The organism is Novosphingobium sp. PY1 (genome assembly GCF_017312445.1).
Taxonomy (GTDB): domain Bacteria; phylum Pseudomonadota; class Alphaproteobacteria; order Sphingomonadales; family Sphingomonadaceae; genus Novosphingobium.
This window is the reverse complement of record NZ_BLTI01000008.1, coordinates 1-19015: the sequence shown is the minus strand read 5'-3', so window position 1 is coordinate 19015 and position 19015 is coordinate 1. Positions and strand designations below refer to the sequence as shown.

Annotated in this window: 16 protein-coding genes; 3 read left to right on the top strand and 13 right to left on the bottom strand. The window is 62.8% G+C overall.

Translation table 11 applies throughout. The features are described from left to right. Positions 1-50: 50 nt before the first annotated feature. The 7 genes from J3474_RS11490 to J3474_RS11460 form a co-directional block, all read right to left on the bottom strand. Positions 51-671, bottom strand: a complete 621-nt coding sequence (locus tag J3474_RS11490; RefSeq protein ID WP_207094312.1) for a TadE/TadG family type IV pilus assembly protein — start codon at positions 669-671, stop codon at positions 51-53. After that, complete coding sequence (locus tag J3474_RS11485) at positions 668-1153, bottom strand: TadE/TadG family type IV pilus assembly protein (protein ID WP_242528373.1); 486 nt, start codon at positions 1151-1153, stop codon at positions 668-670. The genes J3474_RS11490 and J3474_RS11485 overlap by 4 nt, the downstream gene beginning before the upstream one ends. A 2-nt stretch (positions 1154-1155) precedes the next feature. Then, complete coding sequence (locus J3474_RS11480; RefSeq protein ID WP_207094311.1) at positions 1156-2712, bottom strand: TadE/TadG family type IV pilus assembly protein; 1557 nt, start codon at positions 2710-2712, stop codon at positions 1156-1158. A gap of 21 nt (positions 2713-2733) precedes the next feature. After that, the gene (locus J3474_RS11475) at positions 2734-3039 is read right to left on the bottom strand and encodes a hypothetical protein (protein ID WP_232512459.1); all 306 of its coding nucleotides are present in this window, start codon (positions 3037-3039) and stop codon (positions 2734-2736) included. Next, positions 3029-4480: a type II and III secretion system protein family protein gene (locus tag J3474_RS11470; RefSeq protein WP_207094310.1), complete on the bottom strand. Its 1452-nt coding sequence runs from the start codon at positions 4478-4480 to the stop codon at positions 3029-3031. Before J3474_RS11470 ends, J3474_RS11475 begins: the two co-directional genes overlap by 11 nt. Next, entirely contained in the window at positions 4470-5360 is an 891-nt protein-coding gene (gene cpaB, locus J3474_RS11465) for a Flp pilus assembly protein CpaB (RefSeq protein ID WP_207094309.1), read from the bottom strand. The genes J3474_RS11470 and cpaB overlap by 11 nt, the downstream gene beginning before the upstream one ends. Before the next feature lie 75 nt (positions 5361-5435). Further along, positions 5436-5618, bottom strand: a complete 183-nt coding sequence (locus J3474_RS11460) for a Flp family type IVb pilin (RefSeq protein WP_207094308.1) — start codon at positions 5616-5618, stop codon at positions 5436-5438. A gap of 444 nt (positions 5619-6062) precedes the next feature. Here J3474_RS11460 and J3474_RS11455 point away from each other — a divergent pair, with 444 nt between their 5' ends. Genes J3474_RS11455 through J3474_RS11445 form a run of 3 tightly spaced genes read left to right on the top strand, consistent with a single transcriptional unit; the run spans position 6063 to position 9193 of the window. Beyond that, on the top strand, positions 6063-6905 hold the full coding sequence (locus tag J3474_RS11455; protein WP_207094307.1) for a DUF2569 family protein: 843 nt from the start codon (positions 6063-6065) through the stop codon (positions 6903-6905). Positions 6906-6938: 33 nt separating this feature from the next. Continuing rightward, entirely contained in the window at positions 6939-8141 is a 1203-nt protein-coding gene (locus J3474_RS11450) for a glycosyltransferase family 87 protein (RefSeq protein ID WP_207094306.1), read from the top strand. Between the two features lie 59 nt (positions 8142-8200). After that, a complete protein-coding gene (locus J3474_RS11445) occupies positions 8201-9193 on the top strand; it encodes a transglutaminase-like cysteine peptidase (RefSeq protein WP_242528372.1) in 993 nt (330 codons plus the stop codon). A 22-nt stretch (positions 9194-9215) separates the two neighbouring features. On the opposite strand, the gene J3474_RS11440 is transcribed toward J3474_RS11445, so the two are convergent. From J3474_RS11440 to J3474_RS11415, 6 genes are all read right to left on the bottom strand, one after another. Then, positions 9216-10502, bottom strand: coding sequence for an HlyD family type I secretion periplasmic adaptor subunit (locus J3474_RS11440; protein ID WP_007015161.1), 1287 nt, complete (start codon positions 10500-10502; stop codon positions 9216-9218). Beyond that, a complete protein-coding gene (locus J3474_RS11435; RefSeq protein ID WP_242528371.1) occupies positions 10499-11572 on the bottom strand; it encodes a cell wall hydrolase in 1074 nt (357 codons plus the stop codon). Before J3474_RS11435 ends, J3474_RS11440 begins: the two co-directional genes overlap by 4 nt. A 32-nt stretch (positions 11573-11604) precedes the next feature. Then, on the bottom strand, positions 11605-13737 hold the full coding sequence (locus tag J3474_RS11430) for a type I secretion system permease/ATPase (protein WP_207094305.1): 2133 nt from the start codon (positions 13735-13737) through the stop codon (positions 11605-11607). Between the two features lie 73 nt (positions 13738-13810). Continuing rightward, positions 13811-15208 (bottom strand): TolC family protein, encoded by a 1398-nt coding sequence (locus tag J3474_RS11425; protein WP_207094304.1) that lies wholly within the window; start codon positions 15206-15208, stop codon positions 13811-13813. Positions 15209-15225: 17 nt separating this feature from the next. Beyond that, on the bottom strand, positions 15226-15936 hold the full coding sequence (locus J3474_RS11420; RefSeq protein WP_052117823.1) for an OmpA family protein: 711 nt from the start codon (positions 15934-15936) through the stop codon (positions 15226-15228). A 28-nt stretch (positions 15937-15964) separates the two neighbouring features. Next, on the bottom strand, positions 15965-19015 hold a 3051-nt coding region (locus J3474_RS11415; RefSeq protein WP_207094303.1), incomplete at its 5' end, for an Ig-like domain-containing protein.

Sequence of the window (19015 nt, the reverse complement as noted above, 5' to 3'; positions counted from 1 at the left end):
CCTTCCCTTATCGATTGGGCGAGTTGTTCATGAATTCCCATTGAAGTCACCTAATTGGACACAGTTCCGCTGCCATCTTCCATGGTCAGCGCATACGCGAATGATGGCAGAGGAACGGAAACCTGGAACAGCAGCGTGGTCAGCGGCGTGTACGTCATGTTGCGCAGGCTGACGGTTGTCAGCGGTGCAACGTCGGGGCCGTTGGGATCGCCCGAGAAGCCCAGACCGGACCAAGCGTAAGTGACCACGACGTTGCTCGCCGTGATGTCGCCGTCGATCTGCGCCATGCGCGTGACGAGCCGCGTGAAAGCCGCATTGTCGGCTGTAAGCGGAAAGCTGCAGGTGCCGCCGCTGGCGCAAGTGCACGAAGCCGTCGTGCCGTTGCTCTGGCAGGTCACGCCAGGGAAAGCCGTCTGATCGACGACGGTCCCCTGGGGCACACCGCCTGAGACAGCGAAGCTGTAGGTCTTGAGGCCACTTGCAACCATGTCCGTTGCCACGGCCCAGCGGGCGCCGGTCTGTGTCGCCTTTTCCGCCTGATTGATGTTCCAGGCATAGAGCCCGACATCGATTGTGCCGATCAGGGCAATCAACAGGATGGGAAGGACGAGCGCGAACTCCGCTGCGCTGGCACCGTCTTCGTTCCGGATAAGATCGAAAAGACGCATCATAGGCCCATCACCGGACTTTGGGCGGAAGCCTTGAGCCTCCAATCCGTAGTCACCAGTCCAAGCGTCCCGAACAGGGAAGGATAGGCGACATCGGCGCTGACCTTCACTCTGGGCGCGTTTTCTCCGATTGGAGCGTAAATACCTTTGTTGCCCGGCTGACAATCGGCAGAAATGGTCACATCTGAATCGACCCAGCCATAAACGCTTGCCGTGCCCCCAGAAATCTGACCGGTGCGCGCTAGGTTCTTTACCGCAGTCGCATTACCAGTAAAGCCAGTCGAACAATCGTACTCGCTGAATGGCAGGCGCCCGGCGTAACGGGCGGCGTCACGCACACCCTTCACCACGCGATGTTCGCACATGATGTAGTATGCGCCCTCGAATGTTCCGAAGATCAGGAGCAGGACCAAGGGCAGGATCAAAGCCATCTCGGCTGCTGCCGCACCGGATTGGTTCCGCATGATGGCATGAAAACCGGGCATCGTCACTTCACCAGATAGGGAACGTCGCGGCGGATCTGCTGCGCCGCCGTGCTCCCTCCCCCGCCGAGCTGCGTCGCCCGCACGATTTCAACGTAGACGTCGCTCTTCTCGGTATACTTCGATGCACCCGTTCCGCGCGCAGCCGAGGGTTCGACGAGAAACACATCGACCCAGGACTGGACATGGACGCCCGAAGTAGAACCTGTCACCCCTTCCGCCTGACAATTGATCACGGCCACCGAAATGACGCGGCGATCTGGCGCGGCCCCATTCACCGGCACTCCGGGCGGCTGGCAATAAGGCTGCGGCCGCGAAACGATGGAACCATCGCTCTGGTTCTGCAACCGGCTTGCCGCGTTGTCGGCTTCGTACTTATAGACCTGATAGCGCGTCGGCGTTGAGGTGCCGAAAGCTCCCGAAATGCTGAATGTTGATGCGTAATTCTGCGAATTGGTCTTGAAATAGGCGTTGCGGTCCCAATTCCCGTCGCCGATCGTACCGCCGCTGCACGAACCGGTGAGGCTGACCGCGTGACACATGTCGCGCGGATAGCCCATCGGCGATGTGTTCGCGATCTCAGTATCGCTCAAAGGCGTCGTGGCAGAGGTTGGCCGGTAAGGATGCGGCGCTTCCACCCAGCCATTGCCGCCGCCATTGGCGATCCCGCAATTGCCGGCCCCGCCCTTGTGCATCAGGTCCTTGCGGCTGTTAGCCGATGGTGGGCACAGGCCATTTCCGTTACCGCAAGCCTGATTGAGGCCATTGTCGTAGATGTCGAAACGCGTGTTCAGGGCGTCGAGCACGCTGACCTGTTCGCCGGGCTTGGTGGTGACACTATCGACTCCCACGCAATCTCCGGGAATATCGACGCGTCCGAGGGTCTGTGCCGTTGCCTGCGCGCCGTTACCGGCGTTTGTCTGAAGATAACCGAAATTGCCCGGCCCGTAATTGCCGCCGCCGTCGTTGGCGATCAGGCGCATTCCCTTGCCGACATAATTAGACACGGTGAAGGTCGGATCGGTCGTTTCCGCCGGATTGCACATGAAGACGGGTGGAACCTTACAGATCGAAGATCCCAGCCCGGCCATGGCGCTGGCGTTCAAAGAGCCGCTCAGCAGCCCCGTCACCGGTGTCAGGGCATAGTCGACGGTGCGGACAGCGACATCGACTTCGATGAAATGTGCATTCGCGTCGCTGGTCGCAGCAGTCGTGGCGTCCTTGTTCTGCCAGAACCGGACGCTTCCGGTCGCATCGCAGGCCGTTTCCGACGGAATGGAAATCGAATGATCGGTGCTGGCCAGCAGGGTCGTGTTGGTGACGAGCGAGATGGCCGCAGTTGCAGCGCGCGAACAGGCACCGGTCTTGCCGTCCAGTTGCGATGCCCCTGCAAGGGCCGCCTGGTCGGCACCGTTCTGCAACTCGCTGTCCATCGTCGACAAGCGGGCGTAGTCGAACCCGACCCCCGCGACCGCAATCAATCCCATGAGGGCAAGGGCATATGTCGCCGCAACCGCGCCGTTTTCATCCTCTTTCAGAGTTCGGAAAACATCGCGCTTCATGGCTGCGTCCCCTGCCCCCCGTCAGTTCGATCCGCCGCCTGACGACATACTCGAGGTTGTCGTCATGCGTTCAGGCTGCTTGACCTTGCCTTCGCGATAGCGCTCCACCGCATCTGCGGCGTGATCGCCCGAGGTTTCAGGGATGGCCGTGTCGTAATGCGGATCGGGATCGATGACCTGCGCCATCATCGTCTGACGATTGGCTTCACCGAAGTTGTCCGGCCCGCCCATGTAAGGCGGAGTATCGGTTGTCGCGCAGGCCGAAAGTCCGGCGACGAGAAACAGCGCCGCGGTGAGCCCGGGCAGCATGGACTTCTCAATATTCATAGCCGTCCCCCTTGTCCTGCGTGTCGGCCTGGTCACCCGCCGGTACCGCCGGAGCGACGGGCTGCGGGCTATAGGGCTGTCCCAGCAGGAACGTGTTCAGTTCACCCGGATCGGCAACGCGATCGGTGGGCAGGCGGACCTGGCTGGGCTTGATCGGCGCAACGAGCCTTGGCGTCACCACGATCAGAAGCTCGGTTTCGCCCTTCTTGAAGCCGCTGGAACGGAACAGCGAACCGATGATCGGCAGCGATCCGAGGATCGGCACCTGCTTGATCGTCGTCTCGAAGTCCTTCTGGAGCAGACCGGCGATGGCAAAGCTTTCACCGTCGCGCAGTTCCAGCGTGGTGCTGGCCCGGCGTGTACGCAGGCCCGGGATCACGATATTGCCCACCGTGATCGATGCCGTTGGATCGAGCGCGCTGACTTCCGGCTCGACGATCATGCTGATTGTCTTGTCGCCAAGGACCGTCGGCGTGAAGCCCAGGCTTACACCGAAGGGCTTGAATTCGACAGTGATCGCCTGGTTGCCGTTACCGCCACCTGCACTGCTCTGCTGCGCAACCGGAACCGGGAATTCACCGCCGGCCAGAAACGATGCCTTTTCGCCTGAAAGGGCGACCAGCGTCGGCTGGGCCAGGGTCTTCGCCAGTCCGCGCGATTCCAGCGCATTGAGCGTGGCATCGATGTTGAGCTTGCCGATGGAGAATCTCTGCCGGAATATCCCGAAGGCATCTGTAATCGCAGAAAGTTGCAGGATTCCCTCGCCGGTATCCGGGTCGGGAACCAGTTGTGAGCCCAAGCCGGTCACCGACCGAAACTTGCCGTTATCCGAGTTCGCAAAGGCGCTTACGCCAATATCCTTGCCTGCGGTCCGGTTAACCTCGGCAAAGCGCACTTCCAGCATGACCTGCTGGCTGGAACCCATCGTGACAAGGTTGATCACCTTGTCACCGGCAAAGGCCTTGGCGAGCTGGGCTGCGCGGTCGGCAGCGCCCGCGCTGTTGACCATGCCGGTCAGAACAACGGAGTCGTTGGAGATCCGGGCATCGATCTTGCTGCCGGGGATCAGTTCGTTGATCTGGTCGCTGAGCGCCTCGACGTCGGGACCGACGGCAATGTCGATGATCGAGATTACCCGGCCTGCACTGTCGTAAAGCGTCAGGCTGGTCGTGCCCATCTTCTTGCCCAGCACGTAGATCGAACGATCCGTGACCGGCAGGATGTCGGCAATGTCAGAGCTGCCGACCATCGCTTTCGCGATCGGTCGGTCGGCCGAGACGACCTGGCTCTTGTTGAAGGGCACTTCCAGCGTGCCCGCATGAAGTCCCCCGGCAGTGAGAGCCTGGGCCCGCGCGGTGTCGGCCGATCCGGCAAGGCCGGCTCCCGACATCGCCACCAGGGCAAGGGCAAGCGCCGTACGCGTCGTGCGATTAGTAGCCACGTTGCACCTCATACTGGCTGGGTTCGCTGCCACGGAAAATCGTCATCATCGGTCCGCTCCTGCGCGGCGCGCTCGTCGCAGGCGACATGACCGACCGTGAGATCGGTGCAGCCGGAGCTGACGGCGCGCGGCTCTCCCGCGAGGCAATATAGAGCTTGCGGGCTGTCAACTGGTTCGGAAGGACGGTTGATGCCGCGGTAACGGTTTGATCCGTAGCATTACGTAGAGCAAGGCTGAGAACACCAAGCTGCTGGGCCAAGGCCAGCTTCTGCGCGCCGAGCGTATCGACCTGCAGAGTGGCGGTCTTGCTTTCGGCCTTTGGTTCGGTGCTCTTTTCGCTTGCGTCGACATCTATGGCGAGAACAGGAACGGTCGAGAGAACGACGTCCGTCATCTTGTCATCGGCCGCAGCACCATCGCCAGGGATCTTGCGCGTCAGCAGGACGTCAACCGTGTCACCGGGACGAATAAAGCCGCCAGCGGCGGCAACAGCGCTGATCGGAACAGCGACGGCATATTGTCCAGCGGGCAGGTTGGCCGACAGGGTTGGGCGGGAAGACAGCTTCGATGCCAGAACGGGTTCGCCAGCGACGATGCTGCGCAAGGTCGCGTTGCCTTTACCCGCTGCGTCGGCAATCGAAGTGAAGGCCCCTTCAGGGATCGAGTTTGAAGGCCAATTTGCAAGCCGGACGTTCTGATCGTTCAGAACAGTACCGAAGGGCAATTCTTTCGTTGCCACGACAATCTGGCTCAGATTCTGCTCTCGCGCGATCTTGGCCTGTCGTTGTTCGACACCCGAAAAATAGGAATTAGCCAATAATACGGCAATCAAGCCTAATACTACTGCTATTCCTATGAGAATGATATTGCGCCCCTGCATTTGAGCGCCCCCCCTTTTTGCCCTCAGGAAATGAATGAGCGGCCTCGCCCCTTATCGGGACGAGGCCTTAACATATTAGCAGGTGCCAGTGGTGCTCTTGATGCAAGTCGTTGCATCATTCATCGCGCCCGACACGGCAGTGCCGAGGTTATAGGCAGCCAGCGCAATGCCGGTGCCGACAAGAGCAAGAATGAGAGCGTATTCGGCAGCCGAAGCGCCAGCTTCATCATTAACGAAATTACGGAAAAACTTGATCATAGCGCACTCCTAGTCAACATTTTGCGGTCCCCCAGCCCCATGGCTGCCCGCCTGACTAATGTTTCCAGGGCTCCGGCATCTATTTCCGGCTAACCCACCGTCCGTGAGAGAGTACACTGGAACCAACGCGACCTATTGTTCTTATAGAACCGTGACTTGCATCGGTTCCTATGCGTAGGTTCCCTCACAGGGCACGCTTAGAATTGATCAGGAAGGTCAAGTTGGTCAATTAAAAAGCTAAGTGTATTTTTTATCTCCGTAAATCAGTAGCTTACGAAAGTTAATTGTTGAAATAATTGGTTAATTTCCAAGCACTTGTGGGGATTCGGCATCAACCCGGCGCGATTCGAAAACGACTCACCGTCCATTGGTCCATCGGAATTTTACGCCTGCTTAACCAAACCGGACCATGTTAAAGGAGGAACGGAAAGGGAAAAATCGAACATGTGGCAACCGCAAACATCGGACAGTCGCAAGGTCGAATATTTCAAAGGAGTGCTGTTCTCCTGGTTGAACACCAGGAGCGTGGCTGCCGTGAACTTTTTCCATTCGCGCATGGAACGGATCATTACCTATTGGCTTGGCACGATGTTGCTCTTTGCCCTGGCGAAGGTTGCCATTGCATCGAGTGGGGAAACGCAGATCGCAAATCTTGCCTCCATGATTTTCCCGTTTCTTGCCGTAACCATGGCACCGGTTCTTGCGTATCGTATCGCCGCAACGTGTTTTCCGCTGCGCGACCTTGCATGCCAGCCATCGGTACGATTTTGTCGCTATGGTCAATGGCGGCAACTGGATTGTCTGGAAGCGCGCCGGATACCGGCCTTCGGTCCGACGGGATTCATGGCGTCCCTGATCGCCGGAATGTTGCTCAACGTGCCGTTCCGGACGACCGAATTCATGCTGGCGATGCCGGCGATGCCGGCAAGCGCGCCAACATGGGCCACCACGATGGTAGGAATGATGACATTGGATGTCGTCACCCTGAACTTCTTCTACACCATATGCTTCGTCATGGCACTTCGCACTGCACCTTTGTTCCCGCGAATGCTCGTTTTCACCTGGCTTCTTGACGTGATCATGCAGTTGCAGATTGCAGAAAAGGTCACGCAAACCGGCAACCTGCCCGCATCCGTTGCGACGGCGTTGCATTCGTTGCTTTCAGGCAACATCGAAAAGGTCCTGATCAGCGCAGTGATCTGGCTGCCATACCTGATCCTGTCGGAGCGGGTTAACGTGACATTTCGCCATCGTACCCGCACAAAGCACGCAGCACTTGCAGGTTAGCAGCCCGCCTCTCTACACGCGGCGCATGAACCTGTGAAAAGCCCTCATCCGGCTGACGGTAAACTCGCTTTCCTGCAACTGCGCTGGATCGATCGCCAGAGGCTCGTCGGCTATTCCGCGATTCTGCTGATAGCCTCTCTACCGAGCTTCCTGCACTTCTACGGCCAAGCCACGGGAGATGGCGGAAGCGACTTTCTGGCCTTTTGGTCGGCCGGCAAACTGGTCCTGGCCGGGGCAGCCGATACCGCTTACGATATCGCGTCGACTTTCGCCGTACAGGCCACCGTCGGCTGGCACGACGTCTTCGCTTTCGTCAATCCTCCACCCTTCCTGTTCATTGTCGCTCCCCTTGGCCTCCTCGCCTACAATCATGCGTGGATTGCCTGGATTTGCGCCACATACGGGTTCTGGCTTTACAAGACGCGCAACGCCGAACCGGCGTTGAGCTGGCCAATCGCAGCTTTCCCCGGGGCCCTGGTTTCGGCATGGCACGCGCAGACCGGTCTGCTGACAGGCGGCCTGCAAGCAGCCATCGCCACCAGTCTGGAGCGCAGGCCCTTCGTGGCGGGGCTTTGGACCGGCACGCTCATCATCAAACCGCACCTGGCGCTGCTTATGCCTGTTGCCTTCGTGGCTTCGCGCAACTGGCGCGCTTTCGCCGGTGCTGCGTGCTCGAGCACAGCCCTATTATTGCTGGCATGGATGATCTTCGGCACCGGGACGATGCTGGCATATCCCGAAAGCTGGCAAGTAAGCCGCGTGTTGATGACCAGTTCCGGACCAGAGTTCTTCCTGCGTCAGACCACAGTCTATGCTGCCTTTCGTGCTGCCGGTAGCGAAATACTCGCGGTCTGGGCACAAGGCGTGACGAGCGTCATCCTCATATGCCTGACCTGGAAAGTTTGGTCCTCGAAGGTCTCCGTTGACGCAAAACTCGCCTTCCTTTTCGCCGCCAGCGCCTTGGTGACGCCGTACCTTTTCAACTACGATCTCGCGTTTCTCATTCTGCCTTGGCTATGGTTGGCGAGGCAACCGAGGACACGCCTCTTCGGAGCATGGAAGCGTACGCTTCTGGCTCTCCTCTATCTTGCGCCACTGGCTTGCCGTGCGCTTACATTTCCCCTCGGGGTCAACCTGACGTTCGTCTATTGCCTGCTGCTCATTGGACTGATCTGGCGATGCATTTCCTTCGAAACGACATTGCCGGTAACGCAGCCTGACCCCCAACATCCTTAATATCCGCTAACCACGGGGATAAACGGCATATTGATGCCGCTGCGGCAAGAATTTGCCGTATGAAGTGGTCCCATCTCGTTGCTGCGGGTGTGCCGGTCCTCGGCCTTCAGCTCGCGATTGCTGCGCCGGCGCAGGCTTCGGCCTCCGTTGTGCTGGGGCTGCCGCTGGTTGCCGTGGCGGGGGTGTCGGGCCTTTCCGGCCTTCCCTCATCGCAACCGGACTCCTTCGCCAGCGTTTGCGAGGGAGCTGCTTCTGCAGGGCTCATGGCGCGGGCGGCGGAACCTGTGACCAGCAAGGCGGCAGCGTTGCTGGGCGGCGCACCGAGCAGGCTTGAACTGATCTCTATGCAGCAGTCGTCTCGCACCGGGCAATCGTCGCAGGCGCTGGTGACGGCGCCGATCGCACCGGCTGCCGGGGGACTGCGCTGCGCAGCCCTTACCCAGTCGCGCACATTGCCGGCGATCTACTCAGCGACGAGCCGCGCCTCGGCCGATCCGGAGAATTTTCTCGGCAGCGCCCGCCTGCCGCTGCGCCATACCACTTTCGATGCGCAGTGGGACCGGGTGCGCCGCGCCGGATTGCCTGGCCGTGCCGTCGCCGCCATGGCCGCGCGCTCCGGCGCCGGGGCGAGCGAAATGACGTTGGCGGCGGTCAATGCCTGGGCCAACCGGCATATCCGCTACCGCGAGGACAGCGAGATCTACGGCAAGTCCGACTACTGGGCGACCGCCGGCGCGACCCTCAAGCGCGGCGCCGGGGACTGCGAGGACATCGCGATCTTCAAGATGCAGGCGCTTGCCGCACTGGGCGTGCCGCGTTCCGACATGTACCTGACGATCGCGCGCGATACCGTGCGCAACGCCGATCATGCCCTGCTCGTCGTGAAGCTGGAGGGCCGTTACTGGGTGCTCGACAATGCGACCGACAAGCTGCTCGACGGCGTAATGAGCTACGACTACCGGCCGATCATGTCGTTCAGCACCAGCGGCAAGTGGCTGCACGGCTATACCCGCCAACCGGAACAGGCCCCGACGCTTATTGCCGCACGCTGAACGCTGCCGCCCAGCGTGAAAATCAGCGCTCGGTGAGAGCCTCGTCGAAGGCGCGCAGGACCGGCTTGAACAGGTAGGTCAGGATGCTCTTGCGCCCCGTCACGATTTCCACGTCGCAGATCATGCCCGGCATGATCGGCAGCCGCGTCCCGTTCTTGACGATGAACGCCTTGTCGGTTTCCACCATCACACTGTAGTAGGCCTTGCGCTCGACGTCGTCGTAGATGCTGTCCGCGCTGATGTTGCGCACGCGGCCCGTAAGCCCGCCATAGATGGAGAAGTCGTAGGCGGTGACCTTGACGTTGGCAGGATCGCCCACCTTGATGAAGGCGATGTCCTTGGGATCGACGCGCGCTTCCACCAGCAGCTTTTCGCCCACCGGCACGATCTGCATGAGCTTTTCGCCCGCATTCACAAAGCCGCCGACCGTGGTGACCTGCACATCGTTGATGTAGCCGGTCGCGGGCGCGCGCAATTCGTTGCGCTCTAGGCGGGCCTCGGCGCCCTTGATCGTCTCTTCGTTGACCGCGATCTTGGTGGTGATCTCGCTGCGCTCGTTGAGCGCCTCCTGCTGGAAATCGAGGCGGGCCTGCCGCAACTGCGCCTCGGCTTCGCGGATCGCCGCCTGCGCCCGGCCGACGCCCTGCCGCGCCGCGGAGAGCCGCCCCTGCGTGTCGACAAGATCGCGCTGGGCAGTCAGCAGTTCGGTCTTGGGGACGATGCCCTTCTGCGCAAGCGGGGTGAGCATGTTGACCTGGTCCTGCGCCAGCTTCGCGCTGTTCTGGAGCGAGGCGACCGTTGCCTGGCCCTCCTGCAGATCGCGGCGACGCTGATCGACTTGCGCAACAAGGGCGTTCTGGCGGCTCTGCGCGGCGGCGCGGCGCACGTCGGCAAGGCGTGCTTCCTCGGCGCAGATCGTGCCTTCGCCGCAGGAGCTTTCCGTGCCGGTGCCCTCCCCTTCCAGACGATCGGCCCGCGCGGCAAGGCGCTCGTTTTCTGCCTGCAACTGACCCAGCGCGGAAGACGACTGGGAATCGTCGAGACGGACGAGCAACTGGCCCTTCTTCACCATCTGGCCGGGCCGCACGAGGATCGACAGCACCGTGGCCGGGCTGGCCGCCTGGACGAGCTGGGCCTTGCTGGACGGCACGACCTTGCCCATGCCGCGGGTCACTTCGTCGACGCGGGCAAGCCCGGCCCAGACGAACAGCACCAGCAGGGCAACGCCGCACAGGACAATCAGCCTGCGGCTGGCATCCCAGTCGTCGTAACCGATCCGCTGCCTGAAAGACGAAATCATGGCGTTCATCGTGCGAGCACTATCCTTGGCGGTGCGGATGCCGTTTCCATCCCCGGTTCGACAGCCTGCGAATGGGCCAACGTGCTGGCCGCGATGGCGGACTGGTACTTCGAGCTGGCCGAAACCGGATCGGGGATCGAGAGGCGCCATTGCTTGGTCGTATCGATGCGCCCGCCGACGTCGTTGGCGGCATGGCGGTCGGTGACGGCCGGCGGGACGGTCAGGCCCGGCGCCGGTGCGGGCTCGACCAGCGGCTGCGATGCGGCAATCAGGCGCGCGCGCAAACCTTCGTAATCGAGCGCCGGAATGCGCTCGACCCCGCTGTAGGCGCTGGTGAACAGCGCACGCTGGCCCCACTTGCCGTGGAGGCGATAGAAGATGTGGCGGCCGATCTTGTCGATCTTGGCGAGGGTGAAGGCCCACTTGGGCAGGACGTAATCGGCGTGGTAGTTGGTAGCGGTGCCGACGCTGGCCTCGACGCGCCCGGCAAGGGCCTCGCGCGCGACTTCCTGAGCCTCGGCCCAAAGCGATGCCATGGGCGCGCGAAGCAGCGCACCGTCGCAGGTGAAGCTGAACTGGCACCCGGTCGTGCGCTGCGAGCCCTCATAGACGACGCCGCAGACGCTGTTCGGATAGGCGGGATGGCGCACCCGGTTGAGCACGACCTGTGCCACGGCCCGCCTGCCCTCCAGCGGTTCGCGGGCGGCCTCGTAATAAACCGCCTGGGTCATGCATTTCAGCGCCGTGCGATAGGCAGCACCGGAAGTGTCGTGCAGGACGAAGCTGGCCGCGCTTTCCACCGGGAGGCCCGAGACGGCGATCGCGGCATTGCGCTGTTCGGCCTCGCTGCCTTCGACGAGGATCTGCGACTTGTCGTCCACCGTCATGGCTTCGACTTCGCGCAGTTGTTCGGCAGGTACGATGACTGGCGCCGGTTCGTTCGCGCCAAGGCCGAAGATACTGCGCAGCCCGGGAACCTGCGTGCAGGCGACGAGGCCAAGGAGGACGACGCCGCCGAGCGCCGCCATCATCGCGCGCCTGGCGCGCACCGGGGCAGCGTGCGCACGTGTGCGCTGCATTCCATGCCCTACGATAGAGGCAGCTGCGGCGTTCACGATCTGGCTCCCATGCCTGCCGACGCAATGATCTCGTCGCGCGGACCGTCAGCGACGATCCGCCCCCTGTCCAGCACGATCAGGCGGTTGCAGATCGAGAAAAGTGCCGGTCTGTGGGTCGCGACAACAAGTGTCTGCGAAGGTGACAGGGATTGGGACAGGCGCTCGACGAAAAGTTGCTCGGTCTGGCTATCCATGGCGCCGGTCGGCTCATCGAGGAACAGCAGTCGCGAGGGCTTCACCATGGCCCGGGCAAGCGACAGGAACGCCCGTTGCCCGCCGGAAAGCTGGACGCCGGATTCGCCGACCGGACGATCGAAACCGCTGGCATCTCGCGAGAGAAACTCGTCCGCCCCCACCTGCCGCAAGGCGCGAAGAAGGTCCTCGTCATGCACGATACCGGCCCCGATCGCGAGGTTGTCCTTGATCGAGCCGCTGAACAGCACGGCATCCTGCCCCACGAAGCGATAGGCGTTGCGCAGGTCCTGCGGCCGGTATTGGCGGCTGTCGATCCCGTCGATCAGCATGGAGCCGGCGGTGGGCTGGTAGAGACCGCAGATCACCCGGCCCAGCGTCGACTTGCCCGAGGCGACCTTGCCGATGATGGCGATGCGGTCGCCCTCTTTGATCGTCAGGTTGATCCCGGCGAGCGAGGGGATCGAGGCCTGCGGATATGTGAATTCGAGATCCTCGGTGCGGACATTGGCACTGCGCACTTCGGGGGTCAGCGAAGTGCTGCCCATCGTGCGCTCATCCTCTTCGAGCCAGACCTGCTGCAGCGAATCCAGCACCTTGCGCGCCTGCTGGCTGCGGGTGAGCAGAAAGGCCAACTGCGCGGCGGGAGAAAGCGAACGGGTCGAAAGCATGACGATGGCGATGATCGAGCCCATCGTGATCTTGCCCGCGTCGAACAGGTAGTATCCGCCGATGACAAGGCTGATGCTGGTAACTTGCTGGAAGGTGGAAGCCAGCGAGATCGCCGCGGAACTGACGTCGCGCAGACGGCGCTGCGAATGGGCACCGGCTTCGGCAAGCTGACGCCAGCGGCCGAGCATCACGCCTTCGCCCGACAGGCTCTTGAGCGTTTCGATGCCCGAGATCGATTCCACCAGGAGCGTCTGCTGTAGCCCGTTGTCGACTTGCGCATCGAGCGCGGCGCTGCTGACCTTGCGCTGCAGGCGCAGGCCGAAGATCGCCATGCACGCCGCCCCGATCAGCGGCACCATCGCCAGCCAGCCCGCGATATAGGCGATCACCGCCAGGAACAGGACGAGGAAGGCCATGTCTGCGACAAGGACAATCGTCGTCGAGGCGTAGAAATCGCGCACCAGCGAGAATTCGGAGACGCGCGCCACGAGGTTGCCGGTGTGGCCCTTGCGCCCGGCGAGCGGGGAGGACAGCACCTTGGAATAGATCTTCTGCGACAGCTTCAGGTCGAGATCGCGCCCGATCTGGTCCAGCACGCGGGTCCGCGCACGCCGGATCATGAAATCCATGGCAAAGGCGATCAGTACGCCTGCCGCCAGCACCCACAAGGTGGCCTGCGCGCGGTTAGGGATGACACGGTCGTACACGTTCATCGAGAACAGCGGGTAGGACAACGCCAGCACGTTGACGATGACGGAGGCCACCATCACCGGCCAGAACTGGCCGCGCAGCTTGTACAGCTCGCTCCAGAACCAGTGGCTCTTGGCCCGCTCCTGCCAAGGCGCCCCAGCTTCCCGCGCGCTCGAGGAATCTCCGAAGACGGTGGCCATCCAGCCATCGTAGCGTTCGGCAAGTGCCGCTACCGGCTCCCAGCTTTCACTGCGGGTTTCCGGACGCCAGACCCGAGCATCCGCGTCCTTCACCTCGTGAATGACGGCGACCTGGCCCTCTTCGAAGGAGACGATGGCCGGGTAGAACTCCGGCTTGGTCGGCAACCTGGTGCGACGCGAGGCGTCGCAGTTGAGGCCCAGCAGCTCCAACGCCGCTTCGGCCTGGTGACGCGGCAGGTAGCCTTGCGCATTGCGCGCCAGCGAGGAGAACATGACCGGCGCGCAGGAGACGCCGGCCTTTTCCGCCATGCGGGCAATGCACGCGACGAGAAAGTCTTCCTCGCCGCGCTTCACTTCCGTTGCTTCGAACATTACGCTCATCCAGGGGGGCGAGAACCGCCCCCGTTAGCCACTGCCGTCAATCGCCGCGCCGCCATGCGCAGGGTCAGGGATAGGTGCGGTACTGTGTCTCGGCCGGATTGGGCGGCCCGTAGTGGAAGCGGTCCCGCTCGTTCATACCGGCCCCGGCACCTGCCGGCACGTTGATCGTGGTGAGGAAGCGATTGGTCGCGGCCAGCACCTGATAACGGGCGAACATTTCCGAGAAGCGCGCGGTTTCGAGCCGGACCTGCACGTTGTAGCGCGTGTTCTGCGCATCGAGCACGTCGAGCAGCGAACGACGCCCGACGTTGAACTGGCTGCGGTAGGAGAGCAGCAGGTCATCCGACACGCGGCTCTGGTTGCCCAGCTGTTCACCGATGCGCCCTTGCGTCTGCAGGGTGGTCCAGGCGGTCTGGACGTCCTCTTCGGCTTCGCGGGTCACCTGGTAGAGCCGATAGCGCGCTTCGCTCGCGCGGCGCACCATCTCCTGGTAGTTGGCGCGGTTGATGCCGCCGTCGAACACGTTCCAGCGCAGGAAAACGCGGGCCTGCACATCCTTGGTGGAACCGCGGAAACCGTCGATGTCCTCACCGGCGCGGCCGTTCAGGTCCACGCCGATCTTGGGGAAACCGTCGCCGCGCACGCTGTCGGCCAGTGCCCCTGCAGCATCGACGTCCGCCGCCGCTTCCTTGACCAGCGGATTTTCAGTGCGGGCCATCCCGACCGCCTCGCTGAGGGTGGCCGGCAAGCCTTCCGCCAGTTCGGGCGGCATCGTGACATTGTCGATGTCGAGACCGGTCAGCCGACGCAGCTTGATCTTCGCTTCCGTCAGGTCCTGCTCGGCTTCCGACTGGCGGACGAGCGCGGCCTGCAGTCGTTCTTCCGATTGCTGCTGGTCGGCGATCGAGATCGATCCCTGTTCCACTCCAGTTGTCAGATCGTTCACCAGCGAACGGTGAAACGCCACGTTATCCTCGCTCGCGGCAACGATGCGCTGCTGGAGGAGGATATCGAGGTACTGACGCGCGACCTGAAGGGCGATGTATTCAGAACGTTCGACCACCCGAAGCGAGGCACCGTCGACGCGCGCTGCCTGGCGCAGCAGTTCTCCGCGACGGCGACCGAAGTCGAGGGCAACCCATTCCGCACGCACTTCAGCGCTCAGCGGGTAGAGTTCCTGCCCGGCAATGCCGAGCGAACGGCGGGTCCTGTTCTCAAGGTGGCGCCAGCCTGCCGATGCCTCGACATCGACGCGCGGGGCATAAAGGCCCTGCGCCTGCTTGCGCTCGAACTGGATGGCCTCGGTATTATACTGGGCCTGCGCCACTTCGGGGTTCGAATTGACCGCCACGACTATGGCATCGCGCAGGCTCACCGGGCCGGCCGACTGCGCCAGCGCCACCGAAGCCGTTCCGGACAAAAGGACCGCAATCCCCGCCGCGATGGTTCTACCGTACAACATCTTCACACCTCTCCCGGTCACTCGACCGTAATCTCAACGCGGCGGTTCTGGAGTTCGCGAACCCCATCCGCCGTCGGCACACGCGGGTTGCTTTCACCGAACGCCTGCGTGGACAAATTGGCCGTCGTGCCATGCGACACGAGGTAGTCGCGCACGGCATCGGCCCGGCGCGTCGAAAGCCCCATGTTATAGCGGTCGCTTCCCGAACGATCCGTATATCCGTCTATCCGGATCGCAGCCCCGCCGCAGCCTGCGGTCGAAGACACGGTCGAATCGAGGATCGTCGCCGCGTCGGGCGAAATCATGCTGCTGTCCCAGTCGAAGAACACGATGTAGGGCCCGGGCAGGCACGGTGCCTCGGCGACCGGCGGCTGCGGGGCAGCGGCTTCCTGCGACACCATCTGCGGCTGGGTCATGCGGCGATAGGCCTCGTCGCACTTGCCGATGCTGACGGGGTCCTTGGTCCCGCTTTTCAGGAAACCCATGGCAATGCCGCATTGCGCCTTGGCCTGCGAAGCCCACATGTAGGCCGGCGTATCGGCCGAAACGACGCTCGCATCCCCGGTCTGCGCCAGAGCCGCGTCGTATCGCGTGCGGATCTCGCTCTTGAGCTCCCCCTTGCCCAGCGACATCAGGTCCGATTGCTGGTCCTGTGCCGAAGCCGCCACCGGGACCAGACATCCAGCCAGCGCGAATGCCGCCAGAGGCCCCTTCCAATTGCCCGTCATTTTCATCCCCTCGATATCCCGGGTCGCGTCAGGCGACCGTCGTCGAATGTGCTTCCATGGCTGCAGCCATTGCAGCCATCTCAAATCCACCGGCCAGACCCGCCGCGTGCAGGCCGTCGAGGCCGCCGCCGGCGAGCATGGCGCCAAGCACGTGATCCAGGCCGTCCGCCCCCATCGTCTCGGCAATCGCGGGAGCGCCGTGCGCGCCTTGATGCCCGGCGAAGTGGTCGATCAGCGAGTCCACAGCATGGTGCCCGGCGCTTTCGGCAATCGCTTCCTGCACGGCAGGTAGATTCCCGGAGCCATGTTCGCCCCCGTGCCCGCTCCCCTGCCCGGCTCCGGTGCCATTGCCCTGGTCATTCGAACCACCGGCCTGCTCGCCCTGTGCGGCGAGCAGCAATGCCTGCATCAGCCCCGAGTCAGCGCCGCCGAACAGAGCCGGAGCCGCACTCGCCTGGACGTGGCCTTCCTCGCCGCCGCCAATCGGCTGCACGGAGACGTCCTGATGCTGCACCACGTCACCCAGGCCATGCCCGGCGCCCTGCTCCGCTGCGTGCTGCGACGGGTGGCTTTCGGGCTCGCTGTCCTGGTGAGCCTGCTGGCCATCCTGCAGGAATGTCACCGGCGGCGTCGCCGGAGCATGTTCCGGCACTGCAACCGTCACTTCGGGCAGATGCGTCTCGAAAGTCTGCATCGCCGCGGCAATCGCCTCTATCGCGATTGGCGAGAGCGGCATCGCATGGGCCGCACCCGACATCATGAAGCCTGCCGCAGCCGCAGTGATCGTCGCCATTTCGGCGGTGCGTGCCGCAGTCTGGCTCTCGACGCTCGCCGTTGCGAACGAGACGTCGGCCAGTGCGTAAGTGGCACCCTTCATGGTGTACTCGCCGGTCGCATGGACGATTGCATCGCCATCGGCTTGCGACGACCCCGGGCCTTCCGCAGTCAGCTCGATCGAAGTGATCCCCATCTGCGCCAGCGTCTTGAACTCGCCCGCATCGACAACGCCGTTGCTGTTCGCATCCTGCCAGACGCCGAACTCGCTGTAGCTCTCATCGGCTGCCGTCAGCTTGCCGTCGCCATTACTGTCGTAAGCCAGGCGCAGGCCCTCGAGGTCGGTTTCCGCTCCCGCGGCATCGTCGGTGAAGACGATATCGAGGCCGTGCCCGGTATCGTGGGCCAGCAGGCCGTCATCGGCGCTGACCCAAGCGGTCTGCACAAGTCCGCTGCCATAGTCGTGCGTGACTCCGGCATCGAGCCCGACGAATTCGACGCCGTCGCCATCGAGATCTAGCGCCACCGGAGGCGTCGTCGTAACTGCCGTGATCGAGAGATTGGACTGAGCCGAAACGTCGCCGTCGCCGTCCACCACTTCGACCGGAATGGTGAAGTTGACCGGGTCATTGGTCAGCGTGCTCGCGCCAAAGTCGCCGATCTGGAAGGTGTCGCCGCCAGCCCAGGTGTACTCGACGCTGTTGAAGCCGTCGCCCGTGAAGACCGCGATCTGCGTGCCGGAGAGGCTGGCGCCCGATGCACCTGCGACACCGGCAACGTCGACGGAACCATCCCCGAGAAGCGTAACCGTGAAAGTATGGCCATTGACGATGTAGTCTGTCGCCGTCGTGGTCGGGATAATGATCGGATTGCCGCTCGCATCCTCGTAAGGGACACCCTGATAGGCAATCGAGACACCCGTTATCGTGTCCTTCACCCCGTCGCCGACAACGGTGTTGCCGTCGGGGTCATCAAAGGCTGCGATGTTGACGGTCGATCCACCGCTCGACTTGAACAGGGCAACCGCACCGTTGACGGTATAGTGACCATCGAAGACATGGTCCCGGTTGGCCGCCGTATCGTAGTCACCCTGACCGTCTGCCGGATTGCCGCGCAGATCGGTGACGAAGTCGACCCGGAAGGTCTCGTTCGAACCGACCGAAGCGCCCCCGCCGATACCGCCGGTATTGGCGGTGGAGTTGATCGTGCCGTCGTCGGCGTTGTTGATCGACGGTGTCAGCAGCAGATCCTGGCTGTTGTTGTCGATCGGCGATCCCACCGTCTCGCCCACCGGAATGAAGCCCGACCAGCTGTTGTTGCCGCCCACGAAATTGTAGCCGCCGTCATTGAAGTCGATGGTCTGGATCGAGTCGATGGTCCCGTCCATGTCGACCGTGTAGGTGGCCGTCGTAGGGTCCAGCGTGACGGTGAAGATCTTGTCCGCGCCGGCATAGGCTTCCAGCACCGTATCGCTAACCAGCGTGTAGGTGATCGATACGAAGTTGTGCGTCAGGCCGCTGTCCGCCCCGTCCAGTGACGGTGCGAAGCGCACAGTGCCCGCCCCGTCGGCCCCGTAGTTGTCGATCACCGACATGTCGGCATCAAGGTCCGCAGGGGCTGAGACCGGCGCCGCGCCATTGGTCACCTGGATCGCCTCGGGCACGACGGCATAGGGCGTGTCGTCGACAACATCGATCGAGATAGTGCCTGTCGTCGTGTTCCCGTTGGCGTCGCTCGCGGTGTACGTGAAGCTCTCCGCGCCGAGCGCCGTCGACACGCCGTCATTAGCCGACGGCGTCGTCGTGACGGGAGAGGTCAGTGTGTAGGTAAAGGCGCCGGTGCTGTTGTTGAGCACGAGCGTGCCGTAAGTCCCGACAACCGTCGTCTCGTTCCCACTGACGGATCCTCCGGCGATAGAATAGCCGCTCGCCCCCGTCACGGAGATGGCGCCACTCGCGGTTTCGCCCGTATCGGAAGGCATCGAACCGGTAATCGAACCGGCCGCAACATCCGCGCCAGTCTGGGCCGTATCGAGGGCCTTTTCGTAAACCGTCACGCTCTCGTCATCACCGACCAGCGAAACATCGGTGAGGCTGATCGTCAGCGTCGTGGTCGAGGTATCGCCGTCGCCATCGGTGATGGTGTAGACGAAGCTGTCGGTTGCGCCGCCGGCGATCGCATTGGCCGTGCTGTTGTAGGTATAGCTGCCGTCGGCGCCCAGGATCAGCGTGCCGTAGGTGCCCGCGATGCCAGCCCCGCCAAGGTTGCCGGTAACCGGCGCCGACGTGTCGGTGCCGGTGGCAAC